This window comes from Gluconacetobacter azotocaptans (genome assembly GCF_014174355.1).
Classification (GTDB): domain Bacteria; phylum Pseudomonadota; class Alphaproteobacteria; order Acetobacterales; family Acetobacteraceae; genus Gluconacetobacter; species Gluconacetobacter azotocaptans.
Map to the genome: position 1 here is coordinate 188,936 of NZ_JABEQF010000001.1, position 15,853 is coordinate 204,788.

The window sequence follows — 15,853 nt, forward strand, 5'->3', positions numbered from 1 at the left end:
CACGGCCCCGCCGGCGACATGATCCGGGGGGAAGGGGAAACACGGAAGATGAAATTCGCCCTGCTGGCCGCGATGTTTCTGATTCTGCTGGACGCATGCACCCCGGATGCTCCGCGCTGCGCGTCCTGGCCGGCGGGGGCGATACCGGTGTACCTGGTCGACCGGGGGTGGCATACGGAAATAGGCATCCCGGTGCAGGCGCTGGACGGGCCGCTGGGCCTCTATCGCGCGGTGTTTCCGGGGGCCAGGACCATCCTGTTCAGCTATGGCAAGAAGACGTTCTTCACCGCGCCCGCGTCCAGCGTGCGGGAGTATCTGATCGGGCCGTTTCCCGGCCCCGCCGTCATTCAGACGATCGGCCTGTCCACAACACCGCCCGAGGCCTACGGCGCGGACAGGACCATCGTCTTTCCGCTGTCTGGCGAGGGCGCGCGCCGCCTGTCCGCCTTCATCTGGGACGATCTGGCCGTCCGGGAAGACGGGCCCCGGCTGGTCGCCGTCGGCCGTCATCCTGCCAGCCTGTTCTATGCCGCGCGCAGCACCTACACGCTGATGCACACCTGCAACGGCTGGGTGGCCGAGGCGCTGCGGGCAGCGCAGGTGCCGATTTCGTCGCAGGGGGTGGTGTTCGCCGGGCAAGTCATGGCGCGCGGCGCGCGAGCCGAACGCAGGATGTGTGGGGCGTCCGCCGTGCCCGCCCTCCCGTAACCCGGATGCTCAGGGGCAGGGTGGGTGACTGCCGTCGGGACACACGACGTCGGTGCCGCGTGGAACGACGATGACCTTGTGGTTGCGGGGAGCGTCGTCCCCGTCGCCGCTGGCGGAACTGCATGCGGCCAGCGGCACGATGGCGATGCACGCCCCCAGGGTGAGGGGGCGCAGAAACCGTGTCGCGTTGTCGGTCCACATTGCCGTGCGTCTTCCTGATAGCGCCGGAACACAGATGCGTGTCCCGGAGGACGAATCATCGCCCGGCGCCCGCGACAGTTGCTGCGCGCGGGAAGATTTTTGCGATGCAGCGCAGTGTTATTGCGGGTTGACCAGCAGCCGGCATAGGGCCTGGCAGGCCTCCGCGCGGTTGAGCGTATAGAAATGGAAGTGCGACACGCCCCCCGCCCGCAACTGGCGGCACAGTTCGGCCGCCGCCGCCGTGGTGACCAGCGCGCGTGTCGCGGGCTGGTCGTCCAGCCCGTCGAACAGGCGGTGCATCCAGTTGGGGACGTGCGCGCCGCACATGGCGGCGAACTTGTACGCCTGGGCGATGTTGGCCACCGGCAGGATGCCGGGAAGGATTTCGGCGTCGATGCCGGCGGCGGCGGCCTTGTCGCGAAAGCGCAGGAAGGTTTCGGCCTCGAAGAAGAACTGCGTGATGGCCCGGGTGGCGCCCGCGTCGATCTTGGCCTTCAGATTGTCCAGGTCGGCCTGCGGGCTGGCGGCGTCGGGGTGGGTTTCGGGATAGGCCGCGACCGAGATCTCGAACGGCGCGATCCGCCGCAGCCCCGCCACCAGCGCCGCCGCGTTCTCGTACCCGTCCGGATGCGGCACGAAGCGGCTGCCCGGCGTCGTCGGGTCGCCGCGCAGGGCCACGATATGGCGTATGCCCGCCGCCCAGTAGGCCCGCGCCACGTCGTCGACCTGATCCCGGGTCGCATCGACGCAGGTCAGGTGCCCCGCCACCGGCACGGAGGTGTCGCGGACCAGGGCCGCGACGGTCGCCAGCGTGCGGTCGCGCGTCGACCCGCCCGCGCCATAGGTCACCGACAGGAACCGGGGCTTCAGCGACGCCAGCACGCCGACGGTCTGCCGCAGGCCGTCTTCCATCTTGGCGGTCTTGGGCGGGAAGAATTCGAACGAAACCTCGACCGGACCGGGGATGGGGGCATGCGACAGCGGACGCACGGCGGTAAGGGGGAAAGGCATGCAGCCGGCTCCTTGATGAAAAGCTCTAGAGTTTTGCGGGAAGGCGGCGACCCAGCCACAGTTTGACGGTCAGTTCGCCGTCAAGGTGCGTGGGGGGCGCGCAGGACAGGCCGGCGGCCTTGAACCACGCCGCCATCTGGTCGTCGGCGAACCCCAGGCGGACATGGGCGTCGCGGTCGCGCAGATCCTCGCGATCGTGGGCCGCGAAATCGACGATCAGCAGGCGGCCGCCCGCGTCCAGCAGGCGCGCGGCCTCGGCGATCGCGGCGGCGGGATGCTGCGCGTAATGCAGCACCTGGTGCATGATCGCGACGTCCGCCGAGGCGGCGGGCATGGGCAGGGCATAGATGTCGCCCTGCCGCAGTTCGGCGCGGTCCAGGCCGGCCTGGGCCAGCTTGGTGCGCGCCAGGCGCAGCATGGCCGGGCTGCGGTCGAACCCGATCGCGCAGTCCGCCTTGCGGCCCAGCAGTTCCATCATCCGGCCGGTACCGGTGCCGATATCCACCAGCCGGCCGATCGGCTCCGGCGCCAGCACCCGTTCGATCGCCGCCTCGACATCGCCTTCGGCGACGTGGAGCGAGCGAATCGCGTCCCATTCCGCCGCGTGGGTCTCGAAATAATCCTCGGCGGCGCTGGCGCGCACGGCCCGCACCGCCTTCAGCCGGGCGATATCGGCGTCGGCGTCCGGGTCGTCGCCCCGCGTCCACTGGTCGATCGCCGCGAAGACCGGCGCCAGGTCGGGCGCCGGCCCCAGGGTCAGGAACACCCAACTGCCTTCCTTGCGCCGTTCGGCCAGCCCGGCATTGACCAGGATTTTGACATGGCGGGACACGCGCGGCTGGCTCTGCCCCAGCACCTGGGCGATTTCGCCGACCGAGAGTTCCATCGACCGCAGCAGCGCCAGAATGCGCAGGCGGGTGGGGTCGGCCAGGGCCTGGAAGATGAGCAGCGGACGGTACATGGCGGATACATATAACGATATCCTTATATGTGCAAATTATATTGACTCGGTTTCCGCGGACGCTCTTAATCCGGCCCGTCATGGTTCTGCGCGCCGCAGATCCACACCCATATGTGCTATTCCGAATTCAACGACATCATTGCCGCGATCGTGGCGATGGATGCCGACGTCATCTCGATCGAGACAGCGCGGTCGAAGATGGAATTGCTCGATGCCTTCGTCGATCATCGCTATCCGGCGAAAATCGGGCCGGGCGTCTACGACATCCATTCCCCGCGCGAACCTGCCGTCGGGGAAATGGTCGCCCTGCTGTCGGCGGCGGCCGGGCGGCTGGCCGGCGATCAGCTGTGGGTCAACCCCGACTGCGGCCTGAAGACCCGCACATGGCCCGAGGTCCGTCCGGCGATCGCGAACATGGTGGCGGCCGCACGGCTGTTGCGGGGCTGATCCGGGCCGTCCTGCCCCGTCGGGTAGCCAACGGGGGCAGGATCCTATAAGGCGCGTGCTCGCGAAACGGTGTGGGTCCGTTTCGGTTGTCGCGCGCGGGATGGGGTCATGACGTTCCAGTTTGCCAGCCGGATGCAGCACGTCGGGCCGTCGGCCATCCGCGAACTGCTGCGCCTGGGCGCCGACCCGGACGTGATCTCGTTCGGTGGGGGGTATCCCGACGCCTCGCTGTTTCCCACCGATGCGCTGTCCCGCCTGTTCCGCGACGTGCTGGAGGCCCGGGGCGCCACGGCGCTGCAATATACCGTCTCCAACGGCATCGCGCCGCTGCGGGCCCAGATCGCGGCACGGGCGCGGCGCGACGGGATCGCGTGCGATGCCGATCAGGTCCTGATCCTGAACGGGGGCCAGCAGGGTCTGGACCTGGTGGCGAAGATGATGCTCGATCCGGGCGACGTCGTCATCACCGAGGACCCGACCTTCCTGGGCGCGCTGGTGGCCTTCGCCCCCTACGAACCGCGTTATCGCGCCGTCCGGATGGACGACCAGGGCATGGACACCGACGACCTGCTGCGCGTCCTGCAGGCCGGGCCGCGCGCGAAATTCCTCTACACCGTGCCCGATTTCCAGAACCCGACCGGCGTGACCATGAGCCTGCCGCGTCGCCGCCGGCTGCTGGAACTGGCACGGGAATTCGACCTGCTGGTGCTGGAGGACACACCCTACCGCGCCCTGCGCTTCGAGGGCGAGGCGCCGCCCACGCTCAAGAGCCTGGATACCGACGGGCGCGTCATTCACCTGGGCAGTTTTTCCAAGCTGCTGGCGCCCGGATTGCGGCTGGGCTGGGCCATCGCCGGCGACGAACTGATCCAGCGGCTGGGCCTGCTGAAGTTGGCCGGCGATACGCAGTGCGGTACCCTGGCGATGGAGGTCGTGTCGCGCTTTCTGGACGGGTACGACCTCGACGCGCATGTCGAACGCATCCGCCGAACCTATCGGCGCAAGCGCGACGTGATGCTGCGCACGATCGAGGCGTGCTTTCCGCCGCACATCGCCTTCACCCGGCCGCAGGGCGGGATGTTCACGTGGCTGACCTTCCCGGCCGGCTTCGACGCGGCGCGCTTCATGGCCGAAACCATGCTGCCGCGCGCGAAGCTGGCCTATGTGCCCGGCGAAAGTTTCTTCCCGGTCGCCGGGCGCGCCAATCATGCCCGCATCAGCTATTCGACGCAGGACGAGGACACGATCGTGCGCGGCATGACCCTGCTGGGCGGAATGCTGACCGAGGCCCTGGGATGAGCCGTGACCCGTGACGGGACCGGCAGAATATCGTAATGCCGGTCGATCCGGTTTCGGAACGGTGTCATCCTTTGCCGCCGGCCCCTGCCTTCAACTTCGTTCGCCCCGCCTTCATCTTCGTTCGCAAGGAGTCGTCCAGACGTGTCATCCCATCTGAATCGCGCCCTCGGCCCCTGGCAACTGCTGTTCACCGGGCTCAGCGCCATGATCGGGTCGGGCTGGCTGTTCGGTGCCCAGCGCGCGGCGGCGACGGCTGGGCCGGCCGCCAGCCTGGCCTGGCTGCTGGGGGCGTTCATCGCCCTGGTCATCGCCGGCGTCGCCACCGAACTGGGCGCGATGTTCCCGGTGGCGGGCGGGATGGTGCGGTACGCCAACGTCACCCATGGGCCGTTGATCGGCTTCATGGCGGCCAGCGCCAACTGGATCGCGATCGTCAGCGTGGTCCCGATCGAGGCCGAGGCCTCGGTCCAGTACATGAGTTCGTGGTCCTATCCCTGGGCGCGGCAGCTCTATGCGGGCGGCGAGCTGACGTCGCCCGGCCTGGCCGTGGCGGCGGCCCTGATCGTGGTGTATTTCCTGCTCAACCTGTGGGGGATACGGCTGTTCGCCCGCGTCAACGTGCTGGTGACGCTGTTCAAGATCATCGTGCCCACCACCACGGCCGTGGCCCTGATGGTCAGCAGCTTTCATACCGGCAATGTGGTCGGTACCGATGTCGGCGGCTTCATGCCCTACGGCCTGTCGGGTATCCTGACGGCGGTTTCGACCTCGGGCATCGTCTTCGCCTTCAACGGGTTCCAGAGCCCGCTGAACCTGGCGGGCGAGGTCCGCGATCCGGGCCGGACCATCCCCTTCGCGGTCCTGGGTTCGGTCGGGATCGCGACGGTCGTGTACCTGCTGCTGCAGTTCGCCTATCTGGGCGCGGTGCGGCCCGGCGCCGGGGGATGGGCAGGCCTGTCGTTTTCCTCGCCGTTCGCGGAGCTGGCCATTGCCTTCAACCTCAACTGGCTGGCGATGGCGCTGTATTTCGATGCCTTCGTCTCGCCCAGCGGCACGGGGACGACCGACATGGCGACCAGCGCGCGCATGACGCTGGGCATGCAGCGCAACGGGACGATGCCCGCGGTGCTGGGCCGCATCCATCCGCTGTACGGCGTGCCGCGCCCGGCCCTGTGGTTCAACCTGGGCGTGTCGTTCGCGTTTCTCTATTTCTTCCGGGGCTGGGGCATCCTGGCGTCGGTCATTTCGGTCTGCACCATTATTTCCTACCTGATGATCCCCATTTCAGCGGTGTCGCTACGCTACAGCATGCCGGAGCATGCGCGTCCGGTCCGGGTGCCGGCAATGCGCGTCACCGGCGCGCTGGCGTTCGCGTTCTCGTCGCTGCTGCTGTACTGGGCGCGCTGGCCGCTCAGCGGCGACATCATCCTCCTGCTGCTGATGTTCCTGCCGGTCTATGCCTGGTTCCGCAGGCGTGACGGCTGGGAACGCCATCGCGTCGCCTGCCGCCATGCGGTCTGGTTCATGGCCTACCTGCCGACGATCGCCGCCCTGTCCTATGTCGGCAGCCGGCCGTTCGGCGGGCTGGGCTGGATCCCTTATGGCTGGGACCTGGCGGTGGTGGCCGCGGTGTCGGTGCTGTTCTGCGAGTGGGGCGTGCGCAGCGCGATGGACACGCCCGACCTGTCCGCGATCGCGGAAGATGACGACCTGCCGGCGTTCGGCGGGCACTGACGGCCCGCCAGGCGTCAGAAATACCGTTCGTAGACAGTGATGACGTCGCCGGGCTGCAGCAGGGAATCGCGCCGCACCCGGCCTTCGATCGTCCGGCCGGACCCGCCCGCGTCGCTGCGGACGTCGCCGGCATGGTCGGTCACGGCGCGGTAGGTATAGCCGCCGGCCAGCGCGACGGCGCTGAGCATGGTCATGCCGGGCATGTAGGGATACTGGCCGGGGTGGGCGACCTCGCCCAGCACGAAGATCGGCCGGTACTGCGTCACCTCGACCGAGACGCTGGGGCGGTTGAGGATGCCCTTGCTGGTCAACTGGTCCACGATCAGCGCCTGCAACTCGTGGGTTGTCAGGCCCGATGCCTGCAGCGAACCGATCAGGGGAAAGGCGATCTGGCCGTTGTCGCCGACGGTGAAGCTGTTGCTCAGCTGCAGGTCGTTATAGGTCAGCACCCGCAACTGGTCGCCGGCGCCCAGACGGTAGGGGCCGGGGGCGGGCGGGGGCAGGGGCGGAAGCTGGCCGGCGCATCCCGACAGCAGAATCGCCAGCACGCCGACACCGAGCCAACGGGTGCGGCGCGGCGATGGGGCCGTGTGGGGACGATCTTTCTGCGCGGTCATCTTCAACCTCCGGTCATGATGGCTATTCGGCAAAATTGAGCCCGATGGCGACATAGTTGCTGGCAAAGGTCGACCTCCGGTCGTTGAACAGCGGGTCGGGCGCCTGGCCGCCGTGGGAATAGTTGTTGACATGGCTGAAGGACAGGCTGGCGGTCAGGTAGCGATTCACCGTCCAGTTAACCGACGCCCCGAATTTGAACAGCGTCTGGGTGCGTGACCGGGTGCCGGCCACGGTCTGCCCGGTGACGCTCATGCCGCCCTCGGTGAACCCGCGCAGCACGATGTTGCGGCGCAGTTCGTGGTCGATCTGGATGCGTCCGTCGGTCACCGTCTGGTTGCGCGCGAAGGGCGAGGTCGGATCGATGATGCGGCGATAGAAGAACACGGTGACCGTATCCAGCAGGGTCGGAGTCCAGATCGTGTCGATCTCGAATGTCGGCGTGGTGACGGATGGGGCCGGGCTGCGGGTGAAATGGCGGGTCTCGCCCCCCGCCAGCAGGCGGTAGCGGACCACCGAATCCGTATTCAGGTCCAGCCCGGCGAAGGCCGCCCCATCGACATAGTCATTCGGTGTTCCCCCCTGGGTCGGCACGAACTGCGCCGCCGAGGCACGCAGGATCAGCACGGCGGCGTTGCCGGTCGACAGTTCGAAGCGCGATGTCAGCATGCCGGTTTCCAGATGGTGGCTCAGGCTGCCGTAATCGGTGTCGATGCCGCCCCCTGTTGCCTTGCCGAACGAGAAATCCTGGTAGATCGCCGACGGAATCAGGCTGAAGCGCCCGAACAACTTGGTATAGGTCAGGCGGTAATCGTCGGCCATGTAGGGCACCGGGCGCGACACGCCGAAATTCCCCAGATCCATGGAATTCAGGTGCAGCCCGTAATGTGTATAGCCCGCCGACAGCGCGTCGTGGCCCAGGGACAACGAACCGCCGGCGCCGGTCGTCCAGTTGGTGTAGTTCGCCGCCGGGATTTCGGGAAAGCGCCGGTCGCTCACGCTGGCGAACACGCCCAGCGCATGGCGGCTCCAGTCCGAATTGATCCGCAGGCCGCCGTTGGTGTCCAGCTCGGCGCTCTGGGTGTTGGGGGTGGCCAGGGTGTTGGTGTTGTATCCAGCGCTGAACGCGGCCGAGGGTCGGACGACGAAGCTGCCGACATGGATGCCGGCGGCCTGGTGTTGCAGCAACTGGCGCATGGTGACGGTATCCGCCAGGTCCGGGGCGGTATAGCCCGGCAGATCGACCGGAAAATATTGCGAGATCAACTGCGCCCGCGCCGACGGCGCCGCAAGCAGGCAGGGCAGGGCCGCAACCCCCAGGACGGCCAGGCGGAATCGGCCTCTCGCCGACGGTCGCCCGAGCATCAGGACAGGGTGCCCCGCTGCGCCGCATCGGGCATCGCCCGGATCGGCGCCGGATCCTGCCCGGCACGGGTCAGGACGTCGCGGTACACGTCGGCATAGCGCCGCGCGACATCGTTCCAGTCATAGGCCGCCGCCGCCGCAACGGCCTGGTCGCGCACCGCGCGCACATGGTCGTCGCCATGGGCGGCCAAAACGTCCCGGGCGATGCCGTCCGTGTCTTCGGCGGAACCGATGATGCCGATGCCGGTCTGCGTGACCAGGCGGCGAAACGGCACGATGTCGCTGACGATCGGGATCAGCCCGGCCGACAGGGCCTCGACGGCGGCCAGTCCGAATCCCTCGTGCCGCGACAGGCAGCCGTAATAGCTGGCCTGGCCCAGCAGGGCCCGCAATTCCGTATCCGTCGGCCCGATGATGAAGCGCACGGCGTCACCCACGCCGGCTGCCTGGGCCGCCGCCGCCAGGTCCTGTTCGGTCTGGTCGGCGGGGCGGCCGGCCACGATCAGGCGCCAGTCGGCCCCTTCGGCCCGGAGGTGGGCCAGCAGGGGAAACAGCCGGTCGATCTGCTTGTGGCGGGAAAACCGGCCGAAGCTGATGATGGTCCGCGTCGGGTTGCGCGAGGCTGCGTTGCGGAATTTATCCTGGTTGATGCCGTTCTCGATGGTCGTCAGCCTGTCGCGCGCCACCTTGTCGAACATCAGGGCGTCGCTGTGGCTGCATGCCACGATGCGGTCATAGGCACGGACCGAGGCACGGGTGACCGAGCCGAACCACAGCGCCTTGATGGCATGCAGCGCCTGCGTGTGGAAGAAGCCGCCATGCGTCGAGGCCACCAGCGGCCGGCGGTGCAGCCACCGCGTCAGCGCCAGGGCGTCGAAGAAGAAATCGATGGCGTGGACATGCACCAGGTCGGCGTCGGCCAGATGGCGGAAGACGCCCGGTGCGATCGGATAGCGGGTGGACCCTCGCCAGGCGATGCGCCGGACCGGCACGCCCTGCGCGATGTCGGTCGGCGACAGGCGGTCCGGTTGGCCGAAGACCCGGTCCAGCGTCAGCACCCGCGCGTCGATGCCCAGGCTTTCCCGCTGGATCCGCGCCAGGCTCAGGACCGAATCCTCCAGCCCGCCGACCGACGGGCTGAACTGGCGGACGATATGCAGAATTTTCAATATCAACCCCTCACGAATCGTAATGCAGGGCAATGCGCTGCGTATCCTGGCGGCCGTATCGCGCGCCGGGATTCGCCGTCGCGTGCTCCTCGGCCATCGAAACGACGACGCCCGAGACATGAGCGCCGTAGGAGCGCAGGCGCTCGATGGATGACAGGACGGCGCTGCGCGAGGTGCTGAGCCAGCGGCAGACGAAGACCGTCTGGTCAGCCAGCGCGCCGTAGACCAGCCCGTCCGGCATCGCCAGCAGCGGCGGGCTGTCGATGACGATCAGGCTGTAGGACCGACCCAGTTCCTTCAGCATGTCGCGCAGGCGCGCGATTTCCGTGGTGTCGAAGGGAAACAGCTTGGGCGCGCCGGCGGGCAGGAAATCGACGCCGGTTTCGAGGTCCGGGCGCACCACGTCCGCGACCGACGCCTCGCCCGCCAGCAGTTCGGTCAGACCGGGACGAAGGGGGGCGCGGCCGGGCGTGCCCTCGCGATGGTCGCCGTCGATGACCAACACCGGCTGGCCGCCTGTGCGCGCCAGGCCCGCCAGCCACGCTGCCAGCGAACTCTTGCCTTCGCCGGTCGAGGCCGAGGCGACGACGATGACCCGTCCCCGGCCGGTGGTCTTCGGCGCGGACAGCGACAATTGCGCCAGCAGGCTGCGCACGGCCTCGCTGGCCGGGGAAAACGGGTTGTCCAGCACATGGCGCCGCACCGACCGGCGGTCGCGCCCGGCGATGCGGGGGATGGCGGTCAGCAGCGGCAGGCCGACCAGCGCGCGCAGTTGTTCGACCTCGCCGAAGCCCGACGAAAACAGGTCGCGCAGGAACACCGCCCCGGCGGCCGCCACCAGCGACAGCACGATGACGCCCATCAGCAGCTTCTTGCGGTTGGGGAAGGTCGCGCTGTCGGGGGTCGCGGCGTGCGAGACGAAGGTGACCGGCGGTTGCAGCAGGGCCACCCGGTCGACCAGTTCCTTCGACCGTTCCAGGAAGGCTTCGTACACCTCCCGCGCGCTCTGGGCCTCCTGTGTCAGCATGCGATATTCCGCCTGGGGCGAGCCCTGGCTGCTGGCCTCCTGGCGTAACCGGTCCAGGTCGTGGGCCAGTTGGGCGACCTCGGCGCGGGCGGACATCGCGTCCTCGTTGATCGAGGCCAGGGCCGCGTGCGTTTCGGCGGCCAGGCTGGCCCGCGTGGTGGCGATCTGCCGGTCCAGTCCGGCCAGGTCGGGGTGATGCGGCCCCAGGGCGGCGGCCTTTTGCATCCGCGCGCTGTCCAGTTGCTGCAGCGTGTTCGCGGTCGCCACCAGGATCGGCTGCTGGGTCAGCGTGACCAGCGCCCGGGCCTCGCCGCGCGTGCTGGCGCGGGCCAGGGCGTCGGCCCGGGCCTCGGCCGCCGCCAGGCGGCCCTGGGCCTGCGTCAGGCTGACGGCGGTTTCCGACATTTCCCGTTCGATCAGCGGGCCGTTGCCGGCACCGTCGCCGGTGTTCGACAGCTTGTGCGTGGCGTTGAATGTGCTGGCTTTGGTCGCGGCCTCCAGCCACCGTTCGCGCAATTGCGCCGTGCGGCTGTCCACCCATGCCGCCGTGCGGTTCAGGTCCGCCCGCTGCCGGTCCAGGGCCAGTTGCTGGTACTGGACGACGAACGCATTCGCCAGATCGGCGGCGCGTTGGCCGTCATCGGCGTTCACGGTGATGCTGATGATGCGCGACCGCGGCATCGGCGCGATCGTGACGGCGCCCAGAAGCCTGTCCACCTGCGCCTGGGCCTCGGCGGCGGGATCGGCCTTGGCCGCCTTCGGGCAGGCCAGGTGCAGGCCGTGTGCGCAGAGCATGCCTTTCAGGCTGAATCCGGCCCGGCCGGCCGATGGCGGCAGGCTGCGCAGTACGGCGGCGGCCACATCGCGCGATTGCAGCAGCCCCGCCTGGGTGGCCAGTTCGTCATCGCTCAGGCTTTCGGCCTGCTGCCCGCCGCGATTGCCAACCGGATCGTTGCCGGTCGGCGAAACGACGACCGTGGCGGTGGCCACGAACGACCGCCTGAGCGACAGCGTTGCCCCGCATCCCACGATGACGGTGCCGATCCCGACCGCCAGGAACAGGCGGTGATAGCGGCGCAGCAGGCGCAGGCCATGCAGGATGATGGTCCTGCCGTCGCGCTGGCTCAGGGTGATCGTCGACAGGCGTTCGTTCATGCGGGTCTCGATTTCAGGAAAAAGGGGCTCGCGTGGCCAGGTCGGCGGGGGGGCGTCAGGCTTGCGGCCGTTCGGGCCGGATTTTCCAGCGCAGGACATGCAGGCCGAAGACCGGCAGCCCCAGCAGGTAACGACGCCACAGCCGCCTGGGTTCGCGCACCAGCCTGACCAGCCATTCCAGGCCCAGGTTGGCGACCCATCGCGGGGGCCTGCGGACGCGGCCGGCCGCGTGATCGACCAGGGCCCCGGCCGTAATCGCGATGGTTGGCGGCAGCCGGTCCCAGTGATCGTAAAGCCACCGTTCCTGCCGGGGCATTCCCATATTTACCAGCAGCAGGGTCGGGCGCGAGGCGGCGATCTGCCGGATGATGTCCTCGGAGTCCGCGGATCCGGGCCGGGCATCGAAAAATCCGTTCCGCACGCCCGCCGTGCGGACGCCGTAGCGCTGTTCGTAGGTGCGGGCGGCGTGCTCCGCGGTGTCCTGCGTCCCGCCCAGCCAGAACAGCGATGCGTCGCGCCCCAACTGTTGCAGGACGGGACCGATCCATTCCGGCGGGGTCGTACGATGGGGGCGCCGGCCGATCAGGAACGCCGCGGCAAGCTGGACGCCCGCGCCGTCGCAGAATGCGATATCCGCCCGGTCGAACAGGTCGCGCAGCCAGCGTTCGCGTTGCGACAGGACGACGCAATGCGCGTTGGCATTCACGATCAGCATCCGGCCGCCCCGTCGCGCGGCCTGTACAACCGTGTCGGCCAGCGCGTCGCGCGGAATGTCCAGCAGACGCAGCCCCATGATGCGCAGCGCATCGAACTGCGGGAACGCATCGCGGGGCATGAGCGCGTCGCGCGCCGGGGGGGAGATCACGTCAGAAGGCATGTTTGCTGAAAATCTCGCGCAGGACGGTCAGAGCCAGGATCTTCAGGTCGAAACGCAGGGACCATTTCTGCATGTATTCCAGGTCGTACTCCACGCGCCGGCGCAGGTCGTCCAATGTCACCAGTTCGCCGCGCGCGCCGTTGACCTGCGCCCAGCCGGTGATGCCCGGCTTGACCTGATGGCGGATGACATATTCGGCCAATGCGTCGTCCAGCAGCATGCCGTCGGCACGGGTATGCGGGGCATGGGGGCGGGGGCCGACCAGGGACATCTCCCCGCGCAGGACGTTCAGAAGCTGCGGCAGCTCGTCCAGGCTCAGCCGCCGCAGCCATTTGCCGATCCGGGTCACGCGCGGATCGTCGCGCGATGTCTGCTTCGCGGCCATCACGTCGGACATGTCGGTGTACATGCTGCGGAACTTGAACACCATGAAGTTGCGATTGTTGTAGCCCAGACGGGGCTGCCGGAAGAATACCGGCCCCGGCGAGGTCATCTTGATGGCGATCGCGATCATGCCCATCAGCGGGGCCAGAAGTGCCAGGGCGATGGCGCCCAGAACCACGTCCAGCATCGTCTTGCGCACGATCTGCCAGTCGGACAGCGGCCGGCGCTGCAACACCAGCAGGGCGAAGGGGCCCAGGCGTTCGATGGGCAGCAGCACGTCGATGCCGTGCACCACATTGGGCATCACATAGACGTCCGACAGAACGCTGCGCAGCCGCCAGCTGATTTCGGCGACATGGTCGACGGGGTCGGAACTGGGCGGAATGGCAAGGATGATCGCATGCAGGCGGGATTCCCGGCTGCGCGCGATCAGGTCGTCCAGCGTGCCGTCGGTGACGGTGGAATCCAGCGCCGTATCGTGGTCGTCGAACACACCGATCATCCGGTAGGTCGGGCCGGCTTCCTCGGCGACGCGGGCCGCGACCTTGGTTGCGACCTCGTCGCTGCCGATGACGGCAATATTCCGGGCCAGATGGCGCGTGACGGAAGGATGTTGCAGGATCAGAATTTCGCCGCCGCGCAACACGAACAAGGTCGCGGTACAGATCCCGAGCCAGATCAGGGACAGCGCGATGATCTGGGCCGTGGGCCGGTGCAGCATGTACAGAACGACGAAATGCAGCAGCGCGCCGATCACGAGCGGGGGGGCCAGATATCGAATCTGCGCTGAAATATGAAGGATGTTCGGAATATAGAGCAGGGAGCGCTTCTTGGGGATCATCAGGAACCCAAGGACCGACATCAGATCGGCCAGGGGCAGGGCCAGATGCCCGTTCCCCATCAGGATGGCCGGTTCGACATGCGTGCACAGGATGGTCGCGCCAAGAACGCCGAAGACGTCGAGGCTGGTGGTCACGCCGGCCATGACCGGGTGATGGTACGGGTAGGATCCGGCGCCGGTCGTCCTCGACGGCTGGGGTTCATCCACAAGGCCGTCGTTCGACAGGCTGATCGCGTCCTGCAACCGGCCGAATGATTCGCTCATGCGAAGACCTCCTGGGGCGCGCCGCCGCCGATGACGACCGTTCCGATCGCTCCGGAATTAAGGGCCAAAAAACGTCTTTTTTAAGACGAAGATTTCAAACGTTTCATGAATCATCATGTATTGTTCTTGGGAACGGCGCGCTGAACGCGCACCCCTCCGAATCCGATTTCCGCGTATCGCGGTCGGTCATGCGCATCTGGTGTTATAAAACGCAATAATATGCAATGGGTTTATGAAAAAGACTCGAATCTTCGGAATTATGTTCCGGACTGGAGACTTACTATCTTCAAGACCATCGCGACATGTTCGCCTCCCAAAACCGGAGGCCTTATTTGAAACATGTCAGAATAAGGCGACAATAGGGACCGAATTGCAGCTCTGTCCACCTTTTTGTGACGGGAAATTCAGAATCCGCGTCGGGCACGGGATGAAACGCAACCGCCCGCACCCGCGCCCGATGCGGTCTTACGGGCGGCCCACGGAACTGTAGCTCAGGCCATGCGCCCGCATGGCCTGCGGGTCCCAGATGTTGCGCAGGTCGACGATGACGTTGCCTTTCATCACGTCGCGCAGCTTGGATGGCGACAGGGCCCTGAATTCGTTCCATTCCGTCAGCACGACAAGCGCATCCACGCCGGCCGCCGCATCCAGAGGGTCGGTGCAGTACTCCGTCGCCTCGGGCAGCAGGGGGCGGGCCGGGACCATGCCGGCGGGGTCGAAGGCGCGGAGGCTGGCTCCAGCGGCAGCCAGCCGGTGCAGGATGGGAATGGAAGAAGCCTCGCGCATGTCATCGGTTTCCGGTTTGAAGGTCAGGCCCAGCACGCCGATCGTCAGGCCCGATACGCTGCCGCCGCAGGCTGCGATGATGCGGTCGGCCATGCGTGTCTTGCGCGCGTCGTTGATGTCCACCGTCGTTTCGATCAGGCGCATCGGCGATCCCGCGTCCTGTGCGATATGGACCAGGGCCAGCGTGTCCTTGGGAAAGCACGAACCGCCGAACCCCGGGCCCGGATGCAGGAACTTCCGGCCGATACGATTGTCCAGGCCGATGCCGCGCGCGATGTCGTGGACCTCGGCCCCGACTTTCTCGCACAGGTCCGCGATCTCGTTGATGAAGGTCACCTTCATCGCCAGGAAGGAATTGGCCGCGTATTTCGCCAGTTCGGCGGTTTCCAGGCCGGTGAACAGAATGGGGGCCTCGATCAGGTAGAGCGGCCGGTACAGCCGGCGCAGGATTTCGCGCGCGCGCTCGCCCCCGCCGGGCCGGGTGGTGTCGGTGCCGATGATGACGCGGTCCGGGCGCATGAAATCGCCGATGGCGTTGCCTTCGCGCAGGAATTCCGGGTTGGACGCGACGTCGAAATCCAGGTCGGGCCGGACGCGGCGGATCAGGTCGGACACCTGCCGCCCGGTTCCGACTGGGACGGTCGATTTCGTGACCACCACGGCGTAGTCGTTCATGCATTTGGCGATCTGTTCGGCCGCCGCATAGACATAGCGCAGGTCGGCATGGCCGTCGCCACGCCGGGTGGGCGTGCCCACGGCGATGAAGATGGCCTCGGCCCCCTGCACGGCCTTTTCGATGTCGTCGCCGAAGGTCAGGCGCCCGGCGGCCACATTGTCGGCGACCAGCTTGTCCAACCCGGGTTCGTAGATGGGAATCCGACCCTCGCGCAACGCCGCCAGCCGGCCGGGATCGGTCTCGACGATGGCCACGTCGGTGCCGAATTCGGCGAAGCAGGCCCCCGACACCAGCCCGACATAGCCACCACCAATCATCGCGATCTGCATGATC

Annotated in this window: 13 protein-coding genes and 1 pseudogene; 4 read left to right on the forward strand and 10 right to left on the reverse strand. The window is 67.5% G+C overall.

The window, feature by feature from the left end; translation table 11 throughout:
* The first annotated feature begins 48 nt into the window (after nt 1-48).
* Nucleotides 49-708 carry a DUF2459 domain-containing protein gene (locus tag HLH34_RS00895; protein WP_183117702.1) on the forward strand — a complete coding sequence of 220 codons (660 nt, stop codon included), beginning with the start codon at nt 49-51 and terminating at the stop codon, nt 706-708.
* Nucleotides 709-717: 9 nt separating this feature from the next.
* Here the strand turns inward: HLH34_RS00895 and HLH34_RS00900 are convergent, their stop codons facing one another.
* The 3 genes from HLH34_RS00900 to HLH34_RS00910 all read right to left on the reverse strand — a co-directional run bounded on the left by HLH34_RS00900 (nt 718) and on the right by HLH34_RS00910 (nt 2,881).
* Nucleotides 718-909, reverse strand: a complete 192-nt coding sequence (locus HLH34_RS00900) for a hypothetical protein (protein WP_183117977.1) — start codon at nt 907-909, stop codon at nt 718-720.
* A 117-nt stretch (nt 910-1,026) separates the two neighbouring features.
* Entirely contained in the window at nt 1,027-1,920 is an 894-nt protein-coding gene (gene metF, locus HLH34_RS00905; protein WP_183117703.1) for a methylenetetrahydrofolate reductase [NAD(P)H], read from the reverse strand.
* A gap of 25 nt (nt 1,921-1,945) precedes the next feature.
* Nucleotides 1,946-2,881, reverse strand: coding sequence for an ArsR/SmtB family transcription factor (locus tag HLH34_RS00910; RefSeq protein WP_183117704.1), 936 nt, complete (start codon nt 2,879-2,881; stop codon nt 1,946-1,948).
* A 99-nt stretch (nt 2,882-2,980) separates the two neighbouring features.
* Here HLH34_RS00910 and HLH34_RS00915 point away from each other — a divergent pair.
* The 3 genes and pseudogenes from HLH34_RS00915 to HLH34_RS00925 form a co-directional block, all read left to right on the forward strand.
* Nucleotides 2,981-3,328, forward strand: a pseudogene (locus HLH34_RS00915) (5-methyltetrahydropteroyltriglutamate--homocysteine S-methyltransferase); the annotation flags it as partial.
* A 108-nt stretch (nt 3,329-3,436) separates the two neighbouring features.
* Entirely contained in the window at nt 3,437-4,627 is a 1,191-nt protein-coding gene (locus HLH34_RS00920) for an aminotransferase-like domain-containing protein (protein ID WP_183117705.1), read from the forward strand.
* A gap of 141 nt (nt 4,628-4,768) precedes the next feature.
* On the forward strand, nt 4,769-6,361 hold the full coding sequence (locus HLH34_RS00925) for an APC family permease (RefSeq protein ID WP_183117706.1): 1,593 nt from the start codon (nt 4,769-4,771) through the stop codon (nt 6,359-6,361).
* 14 nt (nt 6,362-6,375) lie between these two features.
* Here HLH34_RS00925 and HLH34_RS00930 read toward each other — a convergent pair whose 3' ends face one another.
* From HLH34_RS00930 to HLH34_RS00960, 7 genes are all read right to left on the reverse strand, one after another.
* Nucleotides 6,376-6,978 carry a polysaccharide biosynthesis/export family protein gene (locus HLH34_RS00930; protein WP_183117707.1) on the reverse strand — a complete coding sequence of 201 codons (603 nt, stop codon included), beginning with the start codon at nt 6,976-6,978 and terminating at the stop codon, nt 6,376-6,378.
* A 22-nt stretch (nt 6,979-7,000) separates the two neighbouring features.
* Nucleotides 7,001-8,341 carry an outer membrane beta-barrel protein gene (locus tag HLH34_RS00935; RefSeq protein WP_183117708.1) on the reverse strand — a complete coding sequence of 447 codons (1,341 nt, stop codon included), beginning with the start codon at nt 8,339-8,341 and terminating at the stop codon, nt 7,001-7,003.
* Nucleotides 8,341-9,510 (reverse strand): glycosyltransferase family 4 protein, encoded by a 1,170-nt coding sequence (locus HLH34_RS00940; RefSeq protein ID WP_183117709.1) that lies wholly within the window; start codon nt 9,508-9,510, stop codon nt 8,341-8,343. The genes HLH34_RS00935 and HLH34_RS00940 overlap by 1 nt, the downstream gene beginning before the upstream one ends.
* A gap of 10 nt (nt 9,511-9,520) precedes the next feature.
* Nucleotides 9,521-11,692, reverse strand: a complete 2,172-nt coding sequence (locus HLH34_RS00945; RefSeq protein WP_183117710.1) for a GumC family protein — start codon at nt 11,690-11,692, stop codon at nt 9,521-9,523.
* A 55-nt stretch (nt 11,693-11,747) separates the two neighbouring features.
* Nucleotides 11,748-12,557, reverse strand: a complete 810-nt coding sequence (locus HLH34_RS00950; protein ID WP_264784208.1) for a WecB/TagA/CpsF family glycosyltransferase — start codon at nt 12,555-12,557, stop codon at nt 11,748-11,750.
* Nucleotide 12,558: 1 nt separating this feature from the next.
* Nucleotides 12,559-14,058: an exopolysaccharide biosynthesis polyprenyl glycosylphosphotransferase gene (locus HLH34_RS00955; RefSeq protein ID WP_183117712.1), complete on the reverse strand. Its 1,500-nt coding sequence runs from the start codon at nt 14,056-14,058 to the stop codon at nt 12,559-12,561.
* Between the two features lie 465 nt (nt 14,059-14,523).
* Nucleotides 14,524-15,849, reverse strand: a complete 1,326-nt coding sequence (locus tag HLH34_RS00960; protein ID WP_183117713.1) for a UDP-glucose dehydrogenase family protein — start codon at nt 15,847-15,849, stop codon at nt 14,524-14,526.
* Between the last annotated feature and the right edge of the window lie 4 nt (nt 15,850-15,853).

What these genes read in the sequence shown, in the direction of transcription:
- HLH34_RS00895 (WP_183117702.1), top strand. Translation starts at nt 49, where the DNA reads ATGAAATTCGCCCTGCTGGCCGCGATGTTTCTGATTCTGCTGGACGCA.
- HLH34_RS00900 (WP_183117977.1), bottom strand. Translation starts at nt 909, where the DNA reads ATGTGGACCGACAACGCGACACGGTTTCTGCGCCCCCTCACCCTGGGG.
- metF (WP_183117703.1), bottom strand. Translation starts at nt 1,920, where the DNA reads ATGCCTTTCCCCCTTACCGCCGTGCGTCCGCTGTCGCATGCCCCCATC.
- HLH34_RS00910 (WP_183117704.1), bottom strand. Translation starts at nt 2,881, where the DNA reads ATGTACCGTCCGCTGCTCATCTTCCAGGCCCTGGCCGACCCCACCCGC.
- HLH34_RS00920 (WP_183117705.1), top strand. Translation starts at nt 3,437, where the DNA reads ATGACGTTCCAGTTTGCCAGCCGGATGCAGCACGTCGGGCCGTCGGCC.
- HLH34_RS00930 (WP_183117707.1), bottom strand. Translation starts at nt 6,978, where the DNA reads ATGACCGCGCAGAAAGATCGTCCCCACACGGCCCCATCGCCGCGCCGC.
- HLH34_RS00935 (WP_183117708.1), bottom strand. Translation starts at nt 8,341, where the DNA reads ATGCTCGGGCGACCGTCGGCGAGAGGCCGATTCCGCCTGGCCGTCCTG.
- HLH34_RS00945 (WP_183117710.1), bottom strand. Translation starts at nt 11,692, where the DNA reads ATGAACGAACGCCTGTCGACGATCACCCTGAGCCAGCGCGACGGCAGG.
- HLH34_RS00955 (WP_183117712.1), bottom strand. Translation starts at nt 14,058, where the DNA reads ATGAGCGAATCATTCGGCCGGTTGCAGGACGCGATCAGCCTGTCGAAC.
- HLH34_RS00960 (WP_183117713.1), bottom strand. Translation starts at nt 15,849, where the DNA reads ATGCAGATCGCGATGATTGGTGGTGGCTATGTCGGGCTGGTGTCGGGG.